The sequence below is a fragment of the Caminibacter pacificus genome (genome assembly GCF_003752135.1).
GTDB lineage: Bacteria > Campylobacterota > Campylobacteria > Campylobacterales > Nautiliaceae > Caminibacter > Caminibacter pacificus.
Genome location: NZ_RJVK01000003.1, coordinates 41,310 through 63,089, shown reverse-complemented (window position 1 = coordinate 63,089; position 21,780 = coordinate 41,310). Strand labels below are relative to the sequence as shown.

The 21,780-nt window shown below is 33.9% G+C and carries 20 protein-coding genes; 9 read left to right on the top strand and 11 right to left on the bottom strand.

Annotated elements, in window-relative coordinates; translation table 11 throughout:
- The first annotated feature begins 43 nt into the window (after positions 1 to 43).
- Complete coding sequence (locus tag EDC58_RS06640) at positions 44 to 1,180, top strand: major outer membrane protein (RefSeq protein WP_123352736.1); 1,137 nt, start codon at positions 44 to 46, stop codon at positions 1,178 to 1,180.
- Positions 1,181 to 1,297: 117 nt separating this feature from the next.
- Here EDC58_RS06640 and EDC58_RS06635 read toward each other — a convergent pair whose 3' ends face one another.
- The 9 genes from EDC58_RS06635 to EDC58_RS06595 all read right to left on the bottom strand — a co-directional run bounded on the left by EDC58_RS06635 (position 1,298) and on the right by EDC58_RS06595 (position 8,138).
- Positions 1,298 to 1,933 carry a Crp/Fnr family transcriptional regulator gene (locus EDC58_RS06635; protein WP_123352735.1) on the bottom strand — a complete coding sequence of 212 codons (636 nt, stop codon included), beginning with the start codon at positions 1,931 to 1,933 and terminating at the stop codon, positions 1,298 to 1,300.
- Positions 1,930 to 3,183, bottom strand: a complete 1,254-nt coding sequence (locus EDC58_RS06630; protein ID WP_123352734.1) for a homoserine dehydrogenase — start codon at positions 3,181 to 3,183, stop codon at positions 1,930 to 1,932. The genes EDC58_RS06635 and EDC58_RS06630 overlap by 4 nt, the downstream gene beginning before the upstream one ends.
- A complete protein-coding gene (locus EDC58_RS06625) occupies positions 3,176 to 4,387 on the bottom strand; it encodes an LL-diaminopimelate aminotransferase (RefSeq protein WP_123352733.1) in 1,212 nt (403 codons plus the stop codon). The genes EDC58_RS06630 and EDC58_RS06625 overlap by 8 nt, the downstream gene beginning before the upstream one ends.
- Positions 4,384 to 5,163 carry a hypothetical protein gene (locus tag EDC58_RS06620; RefSeq protein WP_123352732.1) on the bottom strand — a complete coding sequence of 260 codons (780 nt, stop codon included), beginning with the start codon at positions 5,161 to 5,163 and terminating at the stop codon, positions 4,384 to 4,386. Before EDC58_RS06620 ends, EDC58_RS06625 begins: the two co-directional genes overlap by 4 nt.
- Positions 5,160 to 6,080, bottom strand: coding sequence for a helix-turn-helix domain-containing protein (locus tag EDC58_RS06615; RefSeq protein ID WP_123352731.1), 921 nt, complete (start codon positions 6,078 to 6,080; stop codon positions 5,160 to 5,162). Before EDC58_RS06615 ends, EDC58_RS06620 begins: the two co-directional genes overlap by 4 nt.
- A complete protein-coding gene (locus EDC58_RS06610) occupies positions 6,070 to 6,735 on the bottom strand; it encodes a TrmH family RNA methyltransferase (protein WP_123352730.1) in 666 nt (221 codons plus the stop codon). Before EDC58_RS06610 ends, EDC58_RS06615 begins: the two co-directional genes overlap by 11 nt.
- Positions 6,736 to 6,758: 23 nt before the next feature.
- Positions 6,759 to 7,547, bottom strand: coding sequence for a 16S rRNA (cytidine(1402)-2'-O)-methyltransferase (gene rsmI / locus EDC58_RS06605; RefSeq protein WP_123352729.1), 789 nt, complete (start codon positions 7,545 to 7,547; stop codon positions 6,759 to 6,761).
- Positions 7,548 to 7,748 (bottom strand): 50S ribosomal protein L31, encoded by a 201-nt coding sequence (gene rpmE, locus EDC58_RS06600; protein WP_123352728.1) that lies wholly within the window; start codon positions 7,746 to 7,748, stop codon positions 7,548 to 7,550. It abuts the gene before it with no gap.
- Positions 7,749 to 7,883: 135 nt separating this feature from the next.
- Complete coding sequence (locus EDC58_RS06595; RefSeq protein ID WP_123352727.1) at positions 7,884 to 8,138, bottom strand: RNA recognition motif domain-containing protein; 255 nt, start codon at positions 8,136 to 8,138, stop codon at positions 7,884 to 7,886.
- Between the two features lie 96 nt (positions 8,139 to 8,234).
- On the opposite strand from EDC58_RS06595, the gene EDC58_RS06590 reads away from it, so the two are divergent.
- Positions 8,235 to 8,666: a DNA polymerase III subunit alpha gene (locus tag EDC58_RS06590; RefSeq protein WP_123352726.1), complete on the top strand. Its 432-nt coding sequence runs from the start codon at positions 8,235 to 8,237 to the stop codon at positions 8,664 to 8,666.
- Here the strand turns inward: EDC58_RS06590 and dnaE are convergent.
- Positions 8,659 to 12,087 carry a DNA polymerase III subunit alpha gene (gene dnaE / locus EDC58_RS06585; protein WP_123352725.1) on the bottom strand — a complete coding sequence of 1,143 codons (3,429 nt, stop codon included), beginning with the start codon at positions 12,085 to 12,087 and terminating at the stop codon, positions 8,659 to 8,661. The genes EDC58_RS06590 and dnaE overlap by 8 nt on opposite strands.
- A gap of 77 nt (positions 12,088 to 12,164) precedes the next feature.
- Here dnaE and thrC point away from each other — a divergent pair, with 77 nt between their 5' ends.
- From thrC to EDC58_RS06565, 4 genes are read left to right on the top strand one after another with little or no spacing between them, the layout of a single operon-like run.
- The gene (gene thrC, locus EDC58_RS06580; protein ID WP_123352724.1) at positions 12,165 to 13,685 is read left to right on the top strand and encodes a threonine synthase; all 1,521 of its coding nucleotides are present in this window, start codon (positions 12,165 to 12,167) and stop codon (positions 13,683 to 13,685) included.
- Between the two features lie 3 nt (positions 13,686 to 13,688).
- Entirely contained in the window at positions 13,689 to 14,567 is an 879-nt protein-coding gene (locus EDC58_RS06575) for an AEC family transporter (RefSeq protein WP_123352723.1), read from the top strand.
- A gap of 9 nt (positions 14,568 to 14,576) precedes the next feature.
- Positions 14,577 to 15,437, top strand: a complete 861-nt coding sequence (locus EDC58_RS06570) for a type 2 periplasmic-binding domain-containing protein (RefSeq protein ID WP_123352722.1) — start codon at positions 14,577 to 14,579, stop codon at positions 15,435 to 15,437.
- Positions 15,427 to 17,403, top strand: a complete 1,977-nt coding sequence (locus tag EDC58_RS06565; RefSeq protein ID WP_123352721.1) for a putative bifunctional diguanylate cyclase/phosphodiesterase — start codon at positions 15,427 to 15,429, stop codon at positions 17,401 to 17,403. Before EDC58_RS06570 ends, EDC58_RS06565 begins: the two co-directional genes overlap by 11 nt.
- Here EDC58_RS06565 and EDC58_RS06560 read toward each other — a convergent pair.
- Positions 17,383 to 18,105 (bottom strand): YdcF family protein, encoded by a 723-nt coding sequence (locus tag EDC58_RS06560; protein ID WP_123352720.1) that lies wholly within the window; start codon positions 18,103 to 18,105, stop codon positions 17,383 to 17,385. The two genes, EDC58_RS06565 and EDC58_RS06560, sit on opposite strands and share 21 nt — an antisense overlap.
- A gap of 38 nt (positions 18,106 to 18,143) precedes the next feature.
- Here EDC58_RS06560 and EDC58_RS06555 point away from each other — a divergent pair, with 38 nt between their 5' ends.
- From EDC58_RS06555 to EDC58_RS06545, 3 genes are read left to right on the top strand one after another with little or no spacing between them, the layout of a single operon-like run.
- A complete protein-coding gene (locus tag EDC58_RS06555; protein ID WP_170151126.1) occupies positions 18,144 to 18,860 on the top strand; it encodes a molybdate ABC transporter substrate-binding protein in 717 nt (238 codons plus the stop codon).
- On the top strand, positions 18,861 to 19,565 hold the full coding sequence (locus EDC58_RS06550; protein ID WP_123352718.1) for an SDR family NAD(P)-dependent oxidoreductase: 705 nt from the start codon (positions 18,861 to 18,863) through the stop codon (positions 19,563 to 19,565). It begins immediately after the preceding gene.
- Between the two features lie 27 nt (positions 19,566 to 19,592).
- Positions 19,593 to 21,629, top strand: coding sequence for a molybdopterin oxidoreductase family protein (locus EDC58_RS06545; protein WP_123352717.1), 2,037 nt, complete (start codon positions 19,593 to 19,595; stop codon positions 21,627 to 21,629).
- The last annotated feature ends 151 nt before the right edge of the window (positions 21,630 to 21,780 follow it).

Here is a 21,780-nt window from a genome sequence, read left to right as displayed (position 1 = left end):
TGTAGTTATAATAATGAGACAAAATTAAAAAAAAGGAGAGAGAATGCTAAAAAAACTATCTTTAGCAGCATTAGTAGCTATGGGTTCAATGAGTATTGCAAGCGCAGCTACTCCACTTGAACAAGCTATTAAAAACGTAAGCGTAAGCGGATATTTAAGATTAAGATTCTATAATGAACATTTCCATAGCGGAAATCAAGACTACAACAGATGGAGAACGAATGCTAAATTCGTATTCAATATTCCTGTTGCTGAAAACTTAAGCTTCGTATGGAGAGTAAGTGATCAAACTGACGTAAGAGATAGATCAACTTCAAACATTAAAGCTGATGTAGATGTTACATTACTTGATAACTTATTCTTCTTAAAATATAGCAACAACGGATTAAACGCTATCGTTGGTAAAATTCCTGTATTAACACCAATTACAAGTGCTGATCCTCAAACAACAGCTCACGGTGCTGGTGCAATCGCTACTTACAATGTAGGTAACGGGTTAACTGTAGCTGCTGGATATGTTGATGCATTAACAAACGTTGATGATACTCCACTTGGAAAAACTATTTCTAATGATATCTATACTGCAGCTGCTATTTATAGCAACGATGCATTTGGAACTGCACAAGTATGGTACTTCAACGCTACTAGCCTATTAGATTATGACTGGGTATTCGTTGGAGACTTCAATGTTCTTAAAGATTACGGTTTAGCATTACATGTAGATGCTGCAACTGGTAAACTTGACGGTGCTAGTGATGCACATAATTACTACCATGTAAGCGTAAAAGGTCAAATGGATCAATTCTGCGGAAAAATCGGTTTCGCTCAAACAAACGACAAACCTGGTGTTGTAGAACTAAGTGTTGATTCACCAATCGCAGCAATCGCTCCTACAGCATTGAGATATTCAATTGCTAATATGACTGACGCTACAGCAGTATATGCAAAAGTTGGAATGAAAGTTGATCCTAAAACAAGCGTATACGTAGGTGCAACTAACATTCATAACGCAGCAAAAGAAAACAGTGCTGAATACATTGGTGGTGCAAGCTATCAAATGACTAAAAAACTTGCATTTAGTGCATACTATGACTATCTAAACTACTCAAGCGATGCTACAGCTAAAAACGGTTTAGTAGATCAAAACGAATTCAGATTCGAAGCTAAATACAGCTTCTAATCTTCTTCTTTGGGCTTTGCCCTTTTTAGTTAAACAAATAGAGACAGACACCTAATGAGTGACATATATTTATTTTGAATTTTATTTGATATTATCTATAGTTTTAGCTTTTCTTTATTAATTTAGTAAATTCTTTAGTTTTTCTTCATCAATTACTTTTATAGATTTTTCACAGTAGCAAATAATTTCTTCGTTTCTTAATTTACTTAAAATTCTGCTTAATGTTTCCGGAGACATATTAAGCTCTTTTGCTAAAAGATATTTTTTCTTTCTTATGAATTTTTTAGGAAAGTTTAGTAAAGCATATACGAGTCTTTTTGTAGCGTCGTATTTTTGGAGTTTGTTAAATTCCATCTCTTGTAAGATTTGGTTGCTAAGCATTTTGATTATTCTGTCGCTAAACGGAGGGTTTGAGATAAATTTTTGAAATTTAGTATAATCTATTCGAATAATCTCGCTATCACTTTCGCTTTTTGCGCTAAGACAATATTCTCTATTTTGTATTTGAGATATAAGACCGAAAATATCACCGCATCCGAATTGATTTTTAGGAATGATATTGCCTTTTAGGTCGATATCATACATTAAAACACTACCGGTAACTATTCCGTAAAAATATTTATCTTTTTCACCCTCATAAAAGATAATCTCATCAGGATTGTATTTTTTAAGGTGTGAAAAAGAGGAAATTTCCTCTAAAATTTTGTCTTCGATATTGAAAAATAGAGATATTTTTTTTAGTTTTTCTATCACTCTTCTATTCTTATGTAGTTGATTGGTTTTAATACGAAGCTTAGTTCTTGAATCTCTTTAATAGCTTTTTTTATCTCTTTTTCTTTACATTTATGAGTTGAAAATAGAAGTTTAACATATCCGTTTCTCGGTTTCTGTAGAAAACTTTCTATTGAGATGTTGTTTTTAGCTAAAATATGAGCTATTTTTTCAAGTACGCCCACTTCATCGTTAACGGCTACTCTTAAATAATATTTGCTTTCTATTTCATCTATAGGTTTTAATGTAACATTATCAAGTTCAAGAGGTATTTTAAATCCGAGCATCGGTTTGATACAGCCTCTTGCTATTTCTATAATATCACTTATAACGGCGCTTGCCGTTGCATCTCCTCCGGCTCCGGGACCATAATACATCGTTTCACCAACCACATCTCCGATTACACTTACGGCATTCATAACACCGTCGACTTTCGCTATCATCTCTTCTTTTTTGATTAAAGTAGGGTGGACTCTCAGCTCAATTTCGTTTCCTATTTTTTTAGCGATACCTAATAGTTTAATTTCATATCCGAACTCTTTTGCGAATTCTATATCAGTTAAATTTATATTTTCGATACCTTCAATTAAAATTTCTTCAGGTTTAGCATCGATATTATAAGCGATACTTGCTAATATCAAAAGTTTATGAGCCGCATCAAACCCGCCCACGTCAAAAGTCGGGTCCGCTTCTGCGTAACCTTTTTCTTGAGCTTCTTTTAAAACTTCTTCGTAGTCTCTGCCTTTTTTCATTTCTGTCAAAATATAATTACATGTCCCGTTAATAATACCTTTAATCTCTTCAATATGATTTGCGCTTAATCCGTCTCTTAATGCTTTAATTACAGGTATTCCTCCGGCGACACTCGCTTCGTATTCAAAAGGCGTGTTTGCTATTTTTTGTAGCTCGAATCTATGATAAGCCAAAAGTGCTTTATTTGCGGTAACTACAGCTTTTCCGTGGTTTAGTGCGTCTTTTACCACTTCATACGCTTTATCCACACCGCCCATTAATTCCACTACTATATCAATTTGAGGGTCTCTTGTCACTTCTTTATAATCCGTTACGAGTTCAATATTAACATCTCTTTTTTTGCTCGGGTCTCTAACAACGCCTTTTATTACTTTTATCTCTTTTCCTGCTCTTGATTTTATTATTTCTCTGTTTTTTTCAAGGTTTTTTACAACACTAACACCAACAGTTCCGACTCCGACTATTCCGACCTTAACCATTGTTTTCCTTTAGATTCTTTAAGAAATATTTTACGTTTTTTGCCGCTTGACGAATTCTTTTTTCGTTTTCAATCAAAGCGATTCTGACATAATCATCTCCGTACGCTCCAAATCCGATTCCCGGACTTACCGCAATATGAGCTTCCGTTAATAATCTTTTTGAAAATTCAAGACTTCCTAAGTGTCTTGCGACTTCAGGGATTTTTGCCCATACGAACATTGTGGCTTTTGGCTTTTCTATTTCCCATCCGGCATTTGCGAAACTTTCTATTAATACGTCTCTTCTTTTTTCATATGTTTTTGCAATTTCTTTTGGTAAATCTTTATATTCTCTAAGTGCAACGGTTGCCGCAACTTGAATAGGTGTAAACATTCCGTAATCTATCCAAGACTTATATTTTTGAAGAGCTCCTATTAATTCAGGATTCCCTACTAAAAATCCAACTCTCCATCCGGCCATATTGTAGCTTTTGCTAAGTGTAAAACTCTCAACCGCTACTTCTTTTGCGCCTTTTGCTTCAAAAATACTCGGAGTTTTGTATCCTTCAAAAGTTATATCGGCATATGCTATATCGCTTATGATATAAAGTCCTTCTTCTTTTGCGAAATCCACAGCTCTTTGATAAAAGTCTTTTGTTACCGTAACGGTTGTCGGATTGTGCGGGAAATTTAGGACTAAAAATTTAGGTTTAGGAACGGCTTCTATCATCGCTTGTTTTAATTGCTCGAAAAACTCATCTTCGATAAGTTCGTATTTTTCATTATAAGTAAGTTTTACTTTTCTAACGCTTGCACCCGCCAACATAAAAGCGTATGAGTGAATAGGATAGGTAGGATCGGGTACGATTGCCACATCTCCTACGTTCGTAATTGCTTGAGTTAAGTGAACGTATCCCTCTTTGCTACCCATAGTTACGACGGCTTCTGTTTCAGGGTCGAATGTTACACCGTATCTTCTTGCGTACCAATTACAAATCGCCTCTCTTAATTTATAAATACCTTTACTTACTGAATATCTGTGATTTTTCGGCTTTTGTGCCGCTTCTATGAGTTTATCTACTATTGGTTTGGGTGTCGGGCCGTCCGGATTTCCCATAGAAAAATCTATAATATCTTCTCCCGCTCTTCTTGCTTGAAGTTTTAAGTCGTTTATAACCGCAAAAATGTAATTAGGAAGTCTTTCTATTCTTTCAAAATGGTTCATTTTATTCCTTTAATGAATATTCCTCTTTTTATGTTTTCTTTCGAGTAGTTGTCTCTTATTTTTATGTATTTACAATCATCCGGTATTTTTGCCGTAACGATTCTCTGAATATTTTTAGATGTAATTATATTAAGAATATTCAAATTTTTGTCATAAAAAACAACGTATGGATACCATTTATCATATTTTGATGTTTTTATTACCACTTTTGAGTATCCGTTCGTATCGACCCAGTATTCACCTTGAGTGTTTGTAAGGTTTTGAACGTTATCAGTTAGTTTTGTTACATTTAAATCGGCATCGCTACAGTCGATTGTATAGGTGTAATATTCGTCTTTTTTAATATTTAGGATAATACAGTTATGGTTTTTCATCTCTCTTAAAAACAAAAGAGGATCGATAAATTGTCCCGAATTCATTTCTATTGTTATGTCATATGTTCCGTTTGTTTTTATTTCGCTCGGGTAGAAATAAAAATATCCTAAATTCTTAAGACTGTCGTTTAATATTTTAGTGTCAAGTTCGGGATTGTTGTCTTTAAAAACAAAAGAAGTTTCGAAAATCTTGGGTTTATCGAAAAATAAGTCGATAAGTCCGTTTTCTTTTAAAGAAACTATTATGGATTCTATTGTGGCATTGTTTTCGTTTATCGTTTGAGAAATTAGGTTTTTATAGGTCTGATATTTCTGCTCTCCTATTAGATTTTTTACGAAACTTTGAACGTCAAGAGCAAAAAGAGCGCTTATTATCGATACTAAAATTATTAACTTTTTCATTTCGGATATCCTGCCGGTGGATTTTTAATATATTCGTATTTTCCGTTTTTTAGGATTATTCTAACGATTTTTTTTGTATCCGGGTTGATTTGTTGGTTTGCATATTCGATTGTTACAAGTCCGTGTCCGAATTTTATGTAATAGTTGCCTTTTGGCAGGGTTTTAAGGTTGCTTGTGAGGTATTCGATAGTTTTGTTCGTATCGAGATTAATCGCTCTATACCAAACTCTTTTTTGCGGGATAATAGTTACGCTATATGTTGTTTGTACTTTTTGAGGTGCTGTTTTAGGAGTTGTAATTTTCTGAGTTGTTGAAACGTTATTGGTACTTGGTGTAGTGTTTTTGTTGTTTGTAGTTCCGATATTTTGTTCGTTATTTTGAGGAGTGGGTTGCACTATGTTTTGAGTGTTCGTTGAAACGGGTTTTTGGATTTCGTTTGCAGTTTCTTTTTGAGGTTGTTCTTGGATGATGTTTGTTTTATTATCGTTTTGAGGTTTTGGTTGTTGAATCTCATTTTGAGTAATGTTATTCTCAACCGGAGGTTGTTTTGTTTTTGAGAAATTATAAAGTATGGCTCCTGCTATTATTAAAATTATCACCGCTAAAATAATAACGAGATATGATTTTTTTTCTTTTATTTCGGAAGTTTGATGTTGTGTGGTTTTTGGTGTTTCTTCTATTGTTTTTTGGTTTTTTTCTTTTTTTGTAGGAGTGTTGTTTGCTTGGTCGAATTCTTCAATCAAATCGCTTAAATCAACTTTAAACTCTCTTTCGATAATTTTAATAAAACCTATAAACTTCACTCTCGGAATTTTTTCGTATTCTTTGTTTTTGATAAATCTTAAAGAGATAGGCGATATTTTCGTTCTCTTCGAAATTTCCTCAATCGAATACTGTTCGAATATATTAGCACTCATTTGTAATCCTATCTATTAAAATTCCAGCCGCAACCGATACGTTTAGCGAATCGAACTCTCTTTTCATTTCGATCGTTAGAATTTCATCAAGTTTTTCTTTTACTCTTTTGCTCAAACCTTCACCTTCATTTCCCATAATAAGCGCTATCTTTTCTTTTTTCGAAGGTTTGCACTTTCCTCCCAAATCCGCACCTATTAAATGGTATTTTTTTGTTTTTAGGATATTTAAAAGTTCCAAAATGTTTTTAAAAGGTAAAATTTTCATATCCAAAGCCGCACCCGAACTTGTTCGGATTACTCTGTCCCATTTTAGTTCTTTTATTCCGGTTATAATCAATAAATCGATTCCAAGGGCATAGGCGGTTCTTGTGATTGCGCCTATATTACCCATATCGGTTACGTTTTCGAGTACTAATATTTTATCACCGGTTATATCCCATTCTTGAGGGGTAAAATCTATTTTTGCAAAAAAGCCTTGATGATTTCCGTTTTTGCTAAGTTTTTGAGCCGTTTTGTTATCTATAAATTTTACTTTGAATTTATTAAATTTTTTCAGTTCGTTTTTGCTTAGCTTTTTTGCAATTAAAATTTCTTTAACAATATCAGGGTGTTTTTGAATAATATATTCGACTATTCTTTTTCCGTAAACTATCATATCAGTATTTTATCAAAAAAGTGTTATTGATTGATTAATTCTTTGTAGATTTCTTTTGCACTTTTTTCGGAAATTTTTGCAAGGAGTTTGCTTTTTTCTTTCGGAGGTATAGGCAAAGCCGAAATTTCATCATACGAGAGCTCTAAAGTTTTCTTATTTTCGCCTTTATCTATCACTACGACCCATTCGCCTTTGGTGTTTTTAAGTTCAATATCTTTGGCTTTTCCTTTGATGTAGGTTTCGTGGATTTTTGTCAGTTCTTTTGCGAGGAAAATTTCTCTATCAGGGATTAATTCTTTTAATTCGTTTAAGAGTTTTTCGATTCTATGAGGAGATTCGTAAAGAATCGCTATTTTATTTGAATTTATAATTTCTTTTAGTTTTTCATTTCTTTCGTTACCTTTGTGCGGCAAAAAAGCATGAAAACAAAACTCTCCTTCAAATCCGCTTGCGACAAACGCGGTCAGTGCCGCATTCGCTCCAGGGATTACCGTATATGGAATATCGTGTTTTTGGCAAAATTTTACGAGCTTGCTTCCCGGGTCGCTTATTGCAGGCATTCCGGCATCGCTAACATAAACGACTTCTTTTGATTTTAACGTTTGAGGGTCTATTTTTGATAAAACTTTATCTTCATTATGAGAGTGCATTGATATAAATTCTTTGTTTAGGGGAATATTTAGTAAGTTTAGGAGTTTTTTTGTGACTCTTGTATCTTCGCAGAAGATAATTTCAGCATTTTGCAGGGCTAAAAGAGCCCTTTTTGATATGTCGTCTAAATTGCCAATTGGTGTGGGTGTGAATGTAACCAATTACGCAAGACCGTATTTTTTCTTAAATTTATCTACTTTTCCGCCTCTATCGATAGTTCTTTCTTTTCCTGTGTAGAATGGATGACATTGGTCGCATACTTCAATTCTTAATTCAGGTTTAGTTGATAAAATAGTAAAAGTATGACCGCAAGTACAACTTACTTTGCATTCAACATATTCAGGATGGATACCTTTTTTCATATTAATCCTTTTTGTGATTTGGTGTGGAATTTTACAAGTCTAAGCTTAAAGTTTGCTTAAATTAAGTAACTTTTAAGAAAAAAGCGAGAGTATAAAGTGGCAGACACTAAAATATCTATTATAAAAAGCAAGAGATTAAGACTCTCTCGGAGCTCTTGGTCTTGCTTCGTTAACTCTTAATCTTCTACCTAAAAATTCTTTACCGTCAAGTTCTTCAATAGCAGTTTCTGCACCGCTTTCCATTTCAACAAATCCGAAACCTTTGCTTCTTCCTGTTTCTCTGTCATTGATGATTTTTACCGATAGAACTTCTCCGTATTCAGCGAAGATTGGTTTTAAGTCTTCCGCAGTAGCGTCGTAGTTGATGTTTCCTACATAAATTGTTTTCATTGTGATTCCTAAAAAATTAAATTTGCATTGACATTATAGCCGTATATTTTATAAAAAGCAAATAAAATGTTAAAATTTCCGAAAAAAAGGATTGGTATGAGCGTAAAAGAGCACTATTATGAGTTTAGAAACGCCTTAACAAAGGGAGATACTCAAAAAGCGGAAGAAGAATTCGAAAAAGCGTTTAACGAAGCTTTTATAATGTATCAACATAAACTAACGAATAACGAAAAATTCGATTTGAAAAACGACGAAGAGCTTTTTGCAGTTGTGACGTTATTTGATAATATGGTCGGAATGTGGAGAGAAGGGATGTTTGAAGAGGCTATTCCTTTTGCCGAAAGTATGGTCGATTTGGTCGATTCTCCAAAAATCAAAGAGATGTTTAAAGGTTTTTCTTTAGGTATGCAATCCGGAATAGATTTGGATACTTTTATGAGAGAATATGTCGATTTAAGCAAAATTGATGAGGAATATCCTCAGTTTTTATGTAATTTCAAAGAAAAGATAAAAGAGCTGATTAAATAGAGGTTCTTAGATTGGTTTCTACTTTTAAGGTAAACCCAAAAGGCGTTTTTATTTGTAAAATCGCTCTTTTATTTCCCGGATTTTTTGAGATTTCGTTATAGATTTTCATCAAATCCTCTTCGTAATTTTCTGAAATTTCTCTTTGTATTATCGTAATTTCGTCTTTTACCGCGGCTTTTTCGTTTGCCGCTTCTTCCAAACTCATAACTTTTCTACACGTTACTCTTAAAAACTCTCCGACTTTATCTACCGCAGCTTTTATCGCCAAAGGCTCGTCAAGGTTGTATTCTTGGAGTTTGTTTAAGTCTCTTTCGAAAATCATAATATCTATTTTGCCGTGATAATCCATAAGATTCGCTATTGCGAATTTGTTTCCTTTTTTGGAGATTCTTACTTTCATTCCCTCTATTTTTCCGACAAAAAGAGCTTCTTGTCCGATAATTTCTTCAACTTCGCTTGAGAGGTTGTAGTTTAGTTTTTCTATTTTTTCTTTGTAAGGGTCAAGAGGATGAGCGGAGACGTAAAATCCTAACGTTTCGTATTCGCCCTCAAGCAATGTTTTCGTATCGAATTCAGGCATATCGTGAATTTCTAATTTTTCTCGATAATCATCACTTTCATCCGCCATATCAGCAAATAAAGAGTGCTCGTGGTTGATTGCGTTTTTTTTGTCTTCTACGCGTTTTTTGAATTCTAATATATTTTCCACGTTTTGAAGCATCGCTTTTCTCGATAATCCGAAACAATCCATAGCTCCGGATTTTATGAGTTGTTCTAATACTTTTTTGTTTACTTTTGAAGTATCTACTCTTAAAATAAAATCTTCCAAATCTTTAAAAGGTCTGTTTGCTACGATACTCTCTATTGCTTTGCTACCGACTCCTTTAATCGCGCTAAGTCCGAAAAGTATCTTTTCACCCATAGGAGTGAATTCAGCGTTTGATTTATTAACGTCAGGCGGAAGTACTTCTATTCCCAAGGATTTGGCTTCGTCTATATATTTTGCGATTTTGTCGGTATTGTCGGCCTCGTATGTAAGCAAGGCGCTTAAAAATTCGGTAGGGTAGTATTTTTTTAGCCATGCCGTTTGATATGTAATCATTGCATAAGCCGCCGAGTGGGATTTATTGAATCCGTATCCGGCGAATTTCTCGATTAAGTTAAAGAGTGCTTTTGCGTTTTCATACGAAAAGCCTTGTTTTTGGGCTCTTTGAGCGAATTCTTCTGCGTATTTCGCCATCAAATCGGCTTTTTTCTTACCCATAGCCCGTCTTATGATATCCGCTTCACCAAGAGAGAATCCCCCGATTGCCTGAACTATCTGCATTACCTGTTCTTGATAAACGATAACCCCGTAAGTCGGCTCCAAAATAGGTTTTAGCACTTCTTCGAATTCGTCGTAGAAATAACTGATAGGTTTTCTTCCGTGTTTTCTTTCGATGTAGTCATCAAGCATTCCGGCATCCATAGGTCCCGGGCGGTAGAGTGCGAGCATCGCAATTACGTCTTCGAAGGTTGATGGTTTTAATCTTTTTGCCAAATCCTGCATTCCGTCCGATTCTATTTGGAATAGACCTAATGTTTTTCCGCTTTGGATAAGCTCGAAAACTTTAGGGTCGCTGAGTGATAAGTCGTCGATATTAACGTCTTCGTTTTTATTTAGTTTTATGTTTTTTACGGCTTTGTCTATAACCGTTAGCGTTTTTAATCCCAAAAAGTCGAATTTAATCAAATCGACCGGTTCAAGGTAGTTTAGAGAATATTGAGTTGTGTGGAATTCGTCGTGCTCGTCTTGTTTGTATAGAGGGGATTTGTTCCAGAGTTTTTCATCGCTTATTACGACTCCGGCTGCGTGTTTTCCTGTGTTTCTTTTTAGTCCTTCAAGCGATTCGCCGAATGAATAGAGTCTGTTATAAAGAGGGTCTTCTTGTGTGATTTCTACGATTTTCGGTTCCAATTCTTTTGCTTTTTGTAGAGTAATTCCGAGTTGGTCGGGGATAAGTTTTACGAATCTGTCGGCTTCTGAGTAGTCGATACCGAATATTCTCGCTACGTCTCTTAAAACACCTTTTGCAAGCAAAGAACCGAATGTCACCACTTGCGCTACGTTTTCGCTTCCGTATTTTTCTTTTACGTATTCTATCACCTCATCACGTCTGTCCTGACAAAAATCGACGTCGATATCGGGCATACTCACCCTCTCGGGATTCAAAAATCTCTCAAAAAGTAGTCCGTATTTTATAGGGTCGATATTAGTAATTTCTAAAGCATACGCCACCAAACTCCCGGCAGCACTTCCCCGTCCCGGACCTACCGGGATTTTGTTTCCGTCTCCTCTTAGGTGGCGGCTCGGGTCTTTTGCGTAGTTGATAAAATCCCAAACTATAAGCATATATCCCGGGAATTTCATTTTTTTAATGATATTTATTTCGTGCTCGAGTCTTTTTTTGTAAGTTTCGTGTTCGGATTTCGGGATTTTTTGGAGTCTTTTGTTTAATCCTTCCCAGCATTTGTATTCGAAATATTCTACGTCGCTTTCTATATCAAGACCCTCTTTTTGCGCGTACTCTTTTGTAAATTTAAATGTCGGAGGAGTAGGATTTCCAAGAGGAATTTCAAGGTCTATACTTTCAAAAAGCTTTTTGTTGTTTTCAAGTGCCTTAGGAATGTCGCTAAAAAGGTTTTCGTATTCTTCGGGAGATTTTAGATAATATTCTCCTATGTCGAAATCTCTGTGAACGTCGTCGAATTGTTTGTTGCTCTCAATACATTCAAGGGCGTCTTTGTAGATATAATCGAGTTTTTCGAGATAATAGATATTACTCGAAGCGATTAGGGGAATGTCGCACTCTTCGCTTATTTCTATCAGGTCTTTTTCGATGAGGGATTCTTTAAAACTGTCGCGTCTTATTTCGAGATATAAGTCGTTGATTTTTTCTTTTAAAAATAGTGCCGAATATTTGGCTTGGGCTTTTCCTTTGGCTCCTTTTAGAATGTTTTCTTCGTTTAGAATATTAAGATGAAACCCGACTAAACTCTCCGTCATAGGAAGCACTACCGCCACGCCTTCTTGGTGATTGACAAGCTCTTCAAAAGGTACTATAGCTTGGTGGCCTTTTTGGTGATAAAGATAACTTATAGAGCTTAGATACATAAGGTTTTTATAGCCTTGGTAGTTTTTGGCAATTAATACCATTCTATGAAGATTACCCTCGATATCTACCAAAACGTCCGTGCCTATAATAGGTTTTATTTCGTTTTTTTTGCACGTTTCATAAAATTCGATGGCGCTGAACATATTGTCAAGTTCGCTGATTCCAAGCGTCTTGTAGCCGAGCTCTTTTGCTTTATTGACTAAATCTTTTATTTTTAAAGAAGAGTGAAGCAGTGAATAGTCGCTATGAATATGAAAAGGAACCAAATCCAACCCTTTTTGTTGAAATTTTACTATAATTTCATAATTAAAAGAGAAAGTTTTTTAAATTAACGGAGGTATTAATGAAATTTATCGGAACTCGCGGAACGGATGAGAAGAAGAGTTTTAGTGAGGTGATTTTAAACCCGGCAGCCCCGAACGGAGGGCTTTTCGTACCTGAAAAATTGCCTAAAATTGATGAAAGATTTATTATCAGATATTATGACGACAGAGATGAGACGACATATAGACATATTGCAAGAGGTATTTTAAAGCTTTTTAAAATCGATATCGATAAAGATCTTATAGAAGAGGCTTTGTATACTTATCTTAGAAATTTTGACGATCCTGAAGTGGTACCGGTTGTAAAAGTTAAAAGAGATTTAAGCGTTGCGGAGCTTTGGCACGGACCTACGAGGGCTTTTAAAGATATGGCGCTGCAACCTTTCGGGGTTATTTTATCTGACCTTGCTAAAAAAAGAGATGAAAATTATTTGATTATGGCGGCAACTTCGGGAGATACCGGTCCGGCTACCCTAAAAACGTTTGAAAATAGAGAAAATATAAAAGTAGTATGTATTTATCCTCATGAAGGGACAAGTGAAGTACAAAAACTTCAAATGGTAACTACTGATGCTAAAAACGAAAAAGTTTTAGGTATTTTAGGAGACTTTGACGATGCTCAAACCACTCTGAAAGCTCTTTTGAAAGATGAAGATTTTAGAAAAACTCTTGATGAAGAGGGTATTAAGCTCTCAGCTGCAAACAGCGTGAACTTCGGAAGAATTATTTTCCAAATCATATATCATTTTTGGAGTTATCTAAAGCTTCTTGAAAACGGCGAAGTGTTGTTGGGACAAAAATTCGACGTTATTATTCCAAGTGGAAATTTCGGAAACGCTCTTGGAGCTTATTATGCTAAAAGAATGGGGCTTCCTATAGATAAAATCGTTATCGCCTCAAATAAAAATAACGTACTTTACGAACTTATCAAATTCGGAAGATATGATTTGAGAGATAAAAAACTGATAAAAACCATTTCACCGGCTATGGATATTTTAAAATCAAGTAACGTAGAGAGAATGATTTTTGATAAATTCGGTGAAGAGAGAACAAAAGAGCTTATGACTTCACTTGAAGAAAACGGATATTTCGAACTTACAAAAGAGGAATTGGCGAAAATCCAAGAAGATTTCGACGCTGATTTTGCAACTGACGGAGAATGTGAAGAAATTATCAGAAGATATGCAAATAAGGAAAACTATTTAATGGACCCTCATACTGCTACGGCGATAAAAGCTTATGAATATCTAAAAGAAAAAGGAAAACTTAATAATTACGTAGTGGCATATTCTACGGCCGAGTGGACTAAATTCGCACCGAGTATCTATTATGCTCTCACAGGTGAAGACGTAAATAGAGAAATTGCCGAACTTGAAGAGCAAACGATATCCGATAAAGACGCAATCGCTTATATCGAAACACATTATGACGTAAAAGCTCCGGATATGATAAGAGAGCTTTTTGAAAAAGATATCGTAAACGAAAATATTATTAACAAAAACGCAATTAAAGACGAAATAATCAAATTTATTAAAAGCTAAGTTTTGATAACCGTTATCGGAATTTATATTTTTATCGTAATAGGATTTTTTGCAAAAAAAATTTTTAAAGAAGAGATTGAGGGAAAAACATTAGTTATTCTCTCCACCTATTTTCTTCAACCTTTCTTGACCCTTTGGGGTATTATGCTTGTGCCTTTGAATTTCGATTTGATAATTTCTCCCGTTGTTTATTTGGGTGCTGTTTTTATTTCCTTGATATTTACCGCACTTTTAGCCTTTTTGTTTTTGAAAGATAAAAAAGAAAAAATTATAGCTTCTTTAACTCCTCTTATCGGAAATACCGGAAATTTGGGAATTCCTTTGTCATATGCTCTTTTTGGAGATATAGGAGCGAGTATCGCTACTATGGTAAATTTGGCAAATATCTTTTTTATCTATTCTTTCGGGATTTTTTTCTTTGCAAAAGGTGAATACTCTTTTAAAGACGCTTTTAAAAAAATAGTCAAAATTCCTGTTATGTGGTTTGGGATTTTGGCGTTAATTTTAAATATCGGCGGGGTTAGATTTCCTGCGGATATTATGAAAATATTGCAAATGGGAGCTTTTGCTTCTATTGTGGTTCAACTTTTGATTTTCGGTATTTACGTGGCTGAGATTAAAGCTAAAGAAGTTAGCTTTAAATTAAGTTTAGTGACTACTATTAATAAATTTTTAGTTTTTCCTTTAATTTCATTTATTCTGTTAAAGTTCTGTCATTTAAAGCCGATATTTCACCAGGCCGTTTTGCTTGAAGTGCTGACGCCTTTGGCGGTGACGAATGTAAATTTAGCGGCGTTATTTAACTTATATCCGCAAAAAGTTGCGTATTTGGTTATTTTGACGTCAATTTTATTTATAGGGGTGATTATGATATTTTTATAAGGAGGGATTATGAAAAAAGGTATGCTTGTCTCTTTGGTTTTGTTCTTGATTTTTACGGGATGTGAAAAAACTAAAGAGATAAGTATAGCCGCTAACGAGTGGATAGGGTATGCTCCTATTTTTTATGCAAACGAAAAAGGGTGGCTAAAAAAAGACAAAATCAGGGTAATAAGAACAGTTTCTCTTGCGGAGAGCGTAAAACTTTACGAGAGCGGTCTTGTAAACGGTCTTGCCGCTACGCAATATGAATATTTTCAAATAAAAAAAGAAGTAAAACCTATTATTTTGCTTGATAAATCATACGGCGGCGATATGATTTTATCCAATAGAAGCATTGAAGAGCTTAAAAAAGCTAAAAAAATAGACGTATATCTTGAAATGGGGTCCGTTAATTATCTGCTTTTACAATATTTCGCAAAAAAATATAACATTCCTCTAACTAAAATGAATTTTCATAGTAACGATCAAGAACAATTATCTCAGCAATCTTTCGATATGAAAAAAAATATTTTGATAGTTACATACTCTCCTTATGACAAGCTTTTTATTAAAAAAGGTTTTAAAGTTATAGATTCTACACGTAACGACAAAGATTTATTGGTTATTGATGCGATATTTATTCATAAACATTGCGAGAATAGGCAAAGATTTAAAAACTTTAAAAAACAAATAGACATGGCTGTGGAGGTTATTAAAAAAAATCCGAAATCGGCTTATGAAGTTATAAAAAATTATTTTCCGGATTATTCGTACGAAGATTTTAAAAAGGCTCTTGGGAAAATAAAATGGATTAATAATCCCGATAAAGATTTACTTTTGAGGCTTAAAAAAATAGGTTTTGATACCAAGGATTTGATTGATGAGAATTAAGACGTTTATTTTTTTACTTAATTTAGGTATTGTAGGTATTTTGAGCCTTTTTATATATTTTATTTATACCGAACAACAAAGTAAAACCGTTGCGGTTATAATCGAAAATATAAAAAAAGACCTTCAAGATAGCAGTTATATAGCTTCAAAAATATTAAATAAAAATAATGACGTATATTTTTTAAGGCCGGTACTTGATAGAAAAGTTGCGAAAAACGATCTTATTAGAGGATTCGTATTAGCTGATGGAAATAAAAAACTTTTCGTTTCGGGTGATGTCGATTTGAAAGTACCTGAAAATAATGTCAAAAAAAATATTAACGATATAACATTAAAAGATTTACTTGAAAAAAAAGCGTTTGTAATACCGATAAAGTTTTATAAACAAAACAAGCAAAAGGTTTATGACCTTTACGTATTTTTAAATAAAGACAAATTAAAAAGTATGTTTGTTGATTTGAAAGTAAAATATTTGGTTTTTTATTTTATGATTATAAGTGCAATATTTTTTATTTTGAACTATATGGTTCAATATTATTTGATAAATCCTCTTTTGAGATTGAAACTTTATGCTGAAAAAAAAGATTTCGAGCCGAAATTTATTCCTATAAAAGAGATAAACGATATAAAAAACGCATTAACTCAAAGTTTTAAAGAGCTTGATACTATTATCAACAATCTTTACAAAAGCTCTATTACGGATTTTTTAACGGGACTTGGGAATAAAAAATTATTACTTAAAGAGGTTGAAAAGAGAATAAAAAAAGGTCAAAAATTTTGTTTGTTGTTTTTGGATTTGGATAACTTCAAAGAAATTAACGATTTTTACGGACATAGTGTCGGAGATGCGTTAATTATAGAAGTCGCAAACGAATTGAAGAATTTTGTAAAGTCGGATGAAGTTATAACGAGAATAGGCGGGGATGAGTTTATTTTGCTTTTGAATGACTGCGATACTATCGAGTTAAATAAAAGATTAAACGAGCTTTTAAAAAGGCTTGATAAAAAATGGATTATAAGAAACTACGAACTTTCCACTTCCGCAAGTGTGGGTGTGGCTATTTATCCTCATGACGGAAAAAGCTTTGATGAGTTACTTAAAAACGCGGATATTGCCATGTATGAAGCAAAACATAGAGGTAGAAATAAATATGTAATTTTTAATACTGACGTTAAAGAGAAAATAAGTAAAGAATATACGATAAAAACAATGCTTCAAAAAGCTATAGAAAATGAAGAATTCGAGCTTTTTTATCAGCCCAAACTCGATAGAAATAAAAGAGTGGTGGGTTGTGAGGCTCTTATTAGGTGGATTAAAGACGGAAAAGTAGTGCCTCCGGGAGAGTTTATACCGGTAGCGGAGAAAAGCGGTCTTATTTATGAAATAGGTAAATGGGTTATAGAAGAATCTGCAAAAAGAGTGCAAGAGTGGGAGAGTGATGAGATTTTAAAAGAGATATCTTTGGCTTTTAACGTCTCGGTTGTGCAGATGAGAAGAGAAGGTTTTTTGAATGATGTAAGAAATATTATTTCAAAAATAAAACCTAACGTTTCTAATTTGGAAATAGAAATTACCGAATCCGTATTTATCGAAAACAAACAAAGAGCGCTTCATCTTTTAGAGCTTTTGAAAAGAATGGGCTTTAAAATAAATCTTGACGATTTCGGTACGGGGTATTCTTCTATTTCCGTTTTAAAAGAGTTTAAAATAGATATTTTAAAAATAGATAAATCGTTTGTTGATGAGGTGTTGAGTAAAGAAGGAAGAGTTTATGTAAAAACGATAATCGATATGTCTAAAAATCTAAATCTTTTAACCGTTGCGGAGGGAGTTGAATATCAAGAGCAGTTTGAAGTTTTAAAAGAGCTGGGAGTCGATTATTTTCAAGGGTATCTTTTTGCTAAGCCTTTAAAAAAAGAGGAATTTGAAGAGTTCGTAAAAAAACTAAATACCTCTAAGTTTTAAACTTAAAATTCCGAAATATTCGTGAATTGCCGCATAGCTTTTAAGAAAACTTCCGGCATTCGGCAGAAAATCCCAATAATCGTAATTATAATCTCTTAAAAAATCTACAGGTTTCGGTACTACTTCGAATCCGAAATGTTTATAGAGCATTATCGCTCTTTTCATATGATAAGCGCTGGTGATGAGATATATTTTTTTCTTCCATCCTTTTTCTTCAAAAAGCTCGCTTGCAGTTTCGGCGTTTTGGTAAGTGTTTAGGGAAGGTTTTGGAAAATAATAAGTGATTTTAAAATTAAATCGTTTTTCAAAAAGTCTTAAATCATCTAAGAATGCTTTCATCTCTTTTTTCGCTCCGCAAAAGATTAAAGGGGTGTTTGTCTCTTTTGAAATCATAAAAGCGTAAACTTCTCTTTTAAAAGCGTGAGGTGAAAATTTGAAAATATCTTTGAAATTAAATCCTCCGCCGAGTAGAATTGTATATTTCGCGTCATTTTCGTGTTGTATTATTGTAATATCATTTTCAAGAGGCGTTAGAAGTAAATTTGCGATAGGTTTTGTCGATATTAAATATAATAAAACGGCACTAAAAATTGCTATTTTTCTAACTTTTTTACTAAGTACGGCAATAATTATAAAAATTGTGATGAAGAGTCCCGGCGGTAATAAAAACCCTGTAAAAAGTTTTGAAACCAAATTAAACATAAAAAACCTTTTTTATGAAATTATATCAAGGAGAGAGGATGAAAAAATTATTTTTGATTTTGTTGGCTAAGATAGTTTTTGCTCAAACACTTATCATATATAGCGGTATTACGATGAAATATCCGATTAAAGAGATGGCGGCTAAGTTTGAGAAGATGTATCCGGGACTTAAAGTTAAAACGCTTTTTGGTAAAAGCGGTGCTCTTTATAAAAAAATGACGGCAATGAAAAAATGCGATATCTATTTTCCGGGGAGTGTTAAATTTATAAACAAAAATCCGAAAATATTTTTAGAAACCGCAAAAATAGGTGAAAACACACTTGTTATTATTGTAAAAAAAGGAAATCCTAAAAAGATTAAAAGTTTAGATTCTTTAATAAATCCGGAAATAAGTGTCGTAATAGGTTCTCCTAATTCTTCGGTCGGAGTTAAAACTAAAGAGGTTTTAAGCAAAAAAGGTAAAAGATTTTATGAAATTTTATCGAATAAGGCAATTGTGGCGTATACTTCCAATGAAATCGTTGCTAATGTAATAAGCAATGCCGATAGCGGGCTTAATTGGAAAGGTGTCGTTTTTTGGAAAAATTATAAACAATATGTTGATATAATTCCGATAGATAAAAAATACTCTCCTTCAAGCGACCTTGTAATGGGAGTGACTCAATTTGCGCCGAATATGATTATGGCGAAAAGATTTTTGAAATTTGCAAAATCGTATGAAGGACAAAAAATAATGAGGAAATGGGGATTTTAGGTGAATGTAGTTATAACGGGTGCAAGTAGAGGTATAGGATATGAGCTTCTTCAAAGATACCTTAAGAAAGGCTATAAAGTTTATGCAATAGCAAGAAATGTTCAAAATCTAAAAAATATACCAAATGTCGAGGCGATTTCTCTTGACCTTGCCGATTTGGATGAAGTTTTGAGAGTTTCTAAGTATCTAAGCGATAAAAAAATTGATGTCGTTATTTGTAATGCCGCAATTTCTTTGCCTCATTCTCCCTCATTTACTCCGTTTGAAGATTTTAAAAAGACTATCGATATCAATTTTTTAAGCATTCACGCACTTTTGAGTGAAATAGTACCTAATATGAAAAGCGGAAAAATCGTTTTAATTTCTTCTCTTGCTTCACTTGTTGGAGCGCCGACTTCCATGCCTTATAGTGCAAGCAAAAGAGCTCTTAATTCTTACGCCGAATCTCTAAGAAACCTCTTAGCTCCGAATATCAAGGTAATAAATATACTTCCCGGGTTTATAAAAACGGATATGACGGCAAAAAACGATTTTTATATGCCATTTTTAATGGATTTGAAAAGCGGTGTGGATAGAATTGAGTATGCGATAGAAAAAAACAAAAAAGAGTACGCCTTTCCTAAACGTTTTTATTACTTTATTAAACTTTTTAATCTCTTACCTTTAAGTTTAAAAGACAAACTATTGCAAAAAGTGGCAAAATAAGATATATTTAGTCAAAAAAGGGCATTAATGACGTCTGTTTGCACTTATTGCGGGGTGGGGTGTGAAATAGAGGCTATTGTTGAGAATAACCGAGTTACGAAAATAAAGCCGGTAAAAAACGGAATTTCAAGCGGCGGTGAGTTGTGCATAAAAGGCAGATACGGATTTGAGTTTTTAAATAACAGATTAAAAGAGCATTTGATAAGTTATGAATTTATCAAAAAAAACGCAGAAAAAATGCCTTTTGAATTGCAAGTGAGACTTGCGAATTTATATGAGTGGGACGAAAGATTTTATAAAGCTCCTTTAAATTTGGCTTTGGATATTGCGGCATGGAAATTAAAATATATTATTGAAAAACACTCCCCTAAATCTATAGCCGCAATAGGAGGTGCGAGAACCAATATCGAGAGTGCTTGGCTTTTTCAGCATTTTGCAAGAAATATTTTAAAAACTCCTCATGTCGATAACTGCGCAAGAGTTTGCCACTCTCCAAGTCTCTCAGGGCTTAAGATGAGTATAGGTGAGGGGGCGAGCAGTGTAGATTTCGATTCGATTTTCGATGCCGAGACGATTTTTGTAATAGGCTCCAATACCACCGAAGCTCACCCGATGGTTGCAAGCAGAATCATAAAAGCAAAAAAAAGAGGCGCAAAACTGATTGTCGTTGACGTTAGAGAAATTCCTCTTATGAAATTTGCCGATATTTCGGTAATTTTGCCGTTTGAATCCAATCTTTTGTTTTTAAACGCTATTGCAAAAGAGATGATTGAGAGGGATTTGATAGATAAAGATTTTATCAACAAAAGATGTGTGAAATTTGACGAATATAAAGAGTTGATGTTAAATGACAAATACGATAAACGTTTTTTTGAAAAATTAAAAGGTTTTGAGAAGATAAAAGAGCAAATCGAAGAAATTGCAAAACTAATAACAAAAAAAACGATATTTGCCTGGGGGCTTGGAGTTACGGAACATATAGACGGAACCGAAGCTGTAAATGCGATAAGCAATCTTGCCATGATGAGCGGAAATTTTGCAAAAGGTGCGGGGGTATTGCCTCTTAGAGGTCAAAACAACGTTCAGGGTGCTTGTGATGTGGGGTGTTTGCCATACTTTTTACCGGATTATATACGACCTGATGAAGAGCATATCGGGCTTATGACACCTGATGTGATAGATGAGATTTTAAATGGCAATATAAAAGCGATTATTAATATGGGCGAGGATATTTTACATATACATCCGAATCAAAACAAAATTCATAAAGCTTTTGAGGAGCTTGAGTTTTTAATGGTTATGGAAGTGATGCCAAATGAGATAACGAAAAGAGCCGATATCGTTTTTGCGGTAAAAAGCGCTTATGAAAAAAGCGGTGTTTATGTAAATGCCGAAAGAAGACTTCATTTAAGTACTCCTCTTGTAAAAAGCTCTCTTCCGGATGATTGGGAGGTTGTTAAAGAACTTGCAAATAGATTCGGAAGCACTTTAAAATACGAAAAAAGTGAAGATGTATTTGAGGATTGTAAAAAAGAAGTGGGGCGTTTTAGGGGTGCGAGTTATGAGAGATTGAAACAAAAGCCTCTTCAATGGCCAATAAAAGAAGACGGAAGCGATTCGCCCGTACTTCATCTTGAGAAATTCTCAACAAGTGACGGAAAAGGACATTTTCATTACCACAAATATCATTTAAGAGGCGAAGTAGAGGATATATTGAAAGGAAAAAAACGCTGGTGGTTAAATACCGGAAGGGCACTTCCTCAATATAACAACTCCGCTCAAACAAAACCGAGTGAAAAACTAACTTCAAAATATGACGACGATATACTTCTTGTAAACGAGATTCATAAAAACGAAATTTCCCAAAAAGTGAAATTAAGGTCAAAATACGGGGAAAGTGCCGAGCTTAAGGTAAAATTTACAGACAAAGTAAGACCATACACACTTTATACTACTTTTCATTTTGCAAAAAACAAAATCAACTATCTATTCGGAGACGAAGCGGACCACAAAGTAAAAACAGCAAGGTTTAAAGCTGTGGAAGTGGAGATTATAAACCTTTAACTTCTTTGGTTTCATTTTTTTTCCGGTAGTAATTTCATAAACCTACCATTTCACTAATTCATCATATAAAAAAATTAACCACCCTCAACAAGAGAGCAAATTTCGACCATTACAAAAAATCTAAAAAGCCCAGACCTTTTCAAGCTTGAGT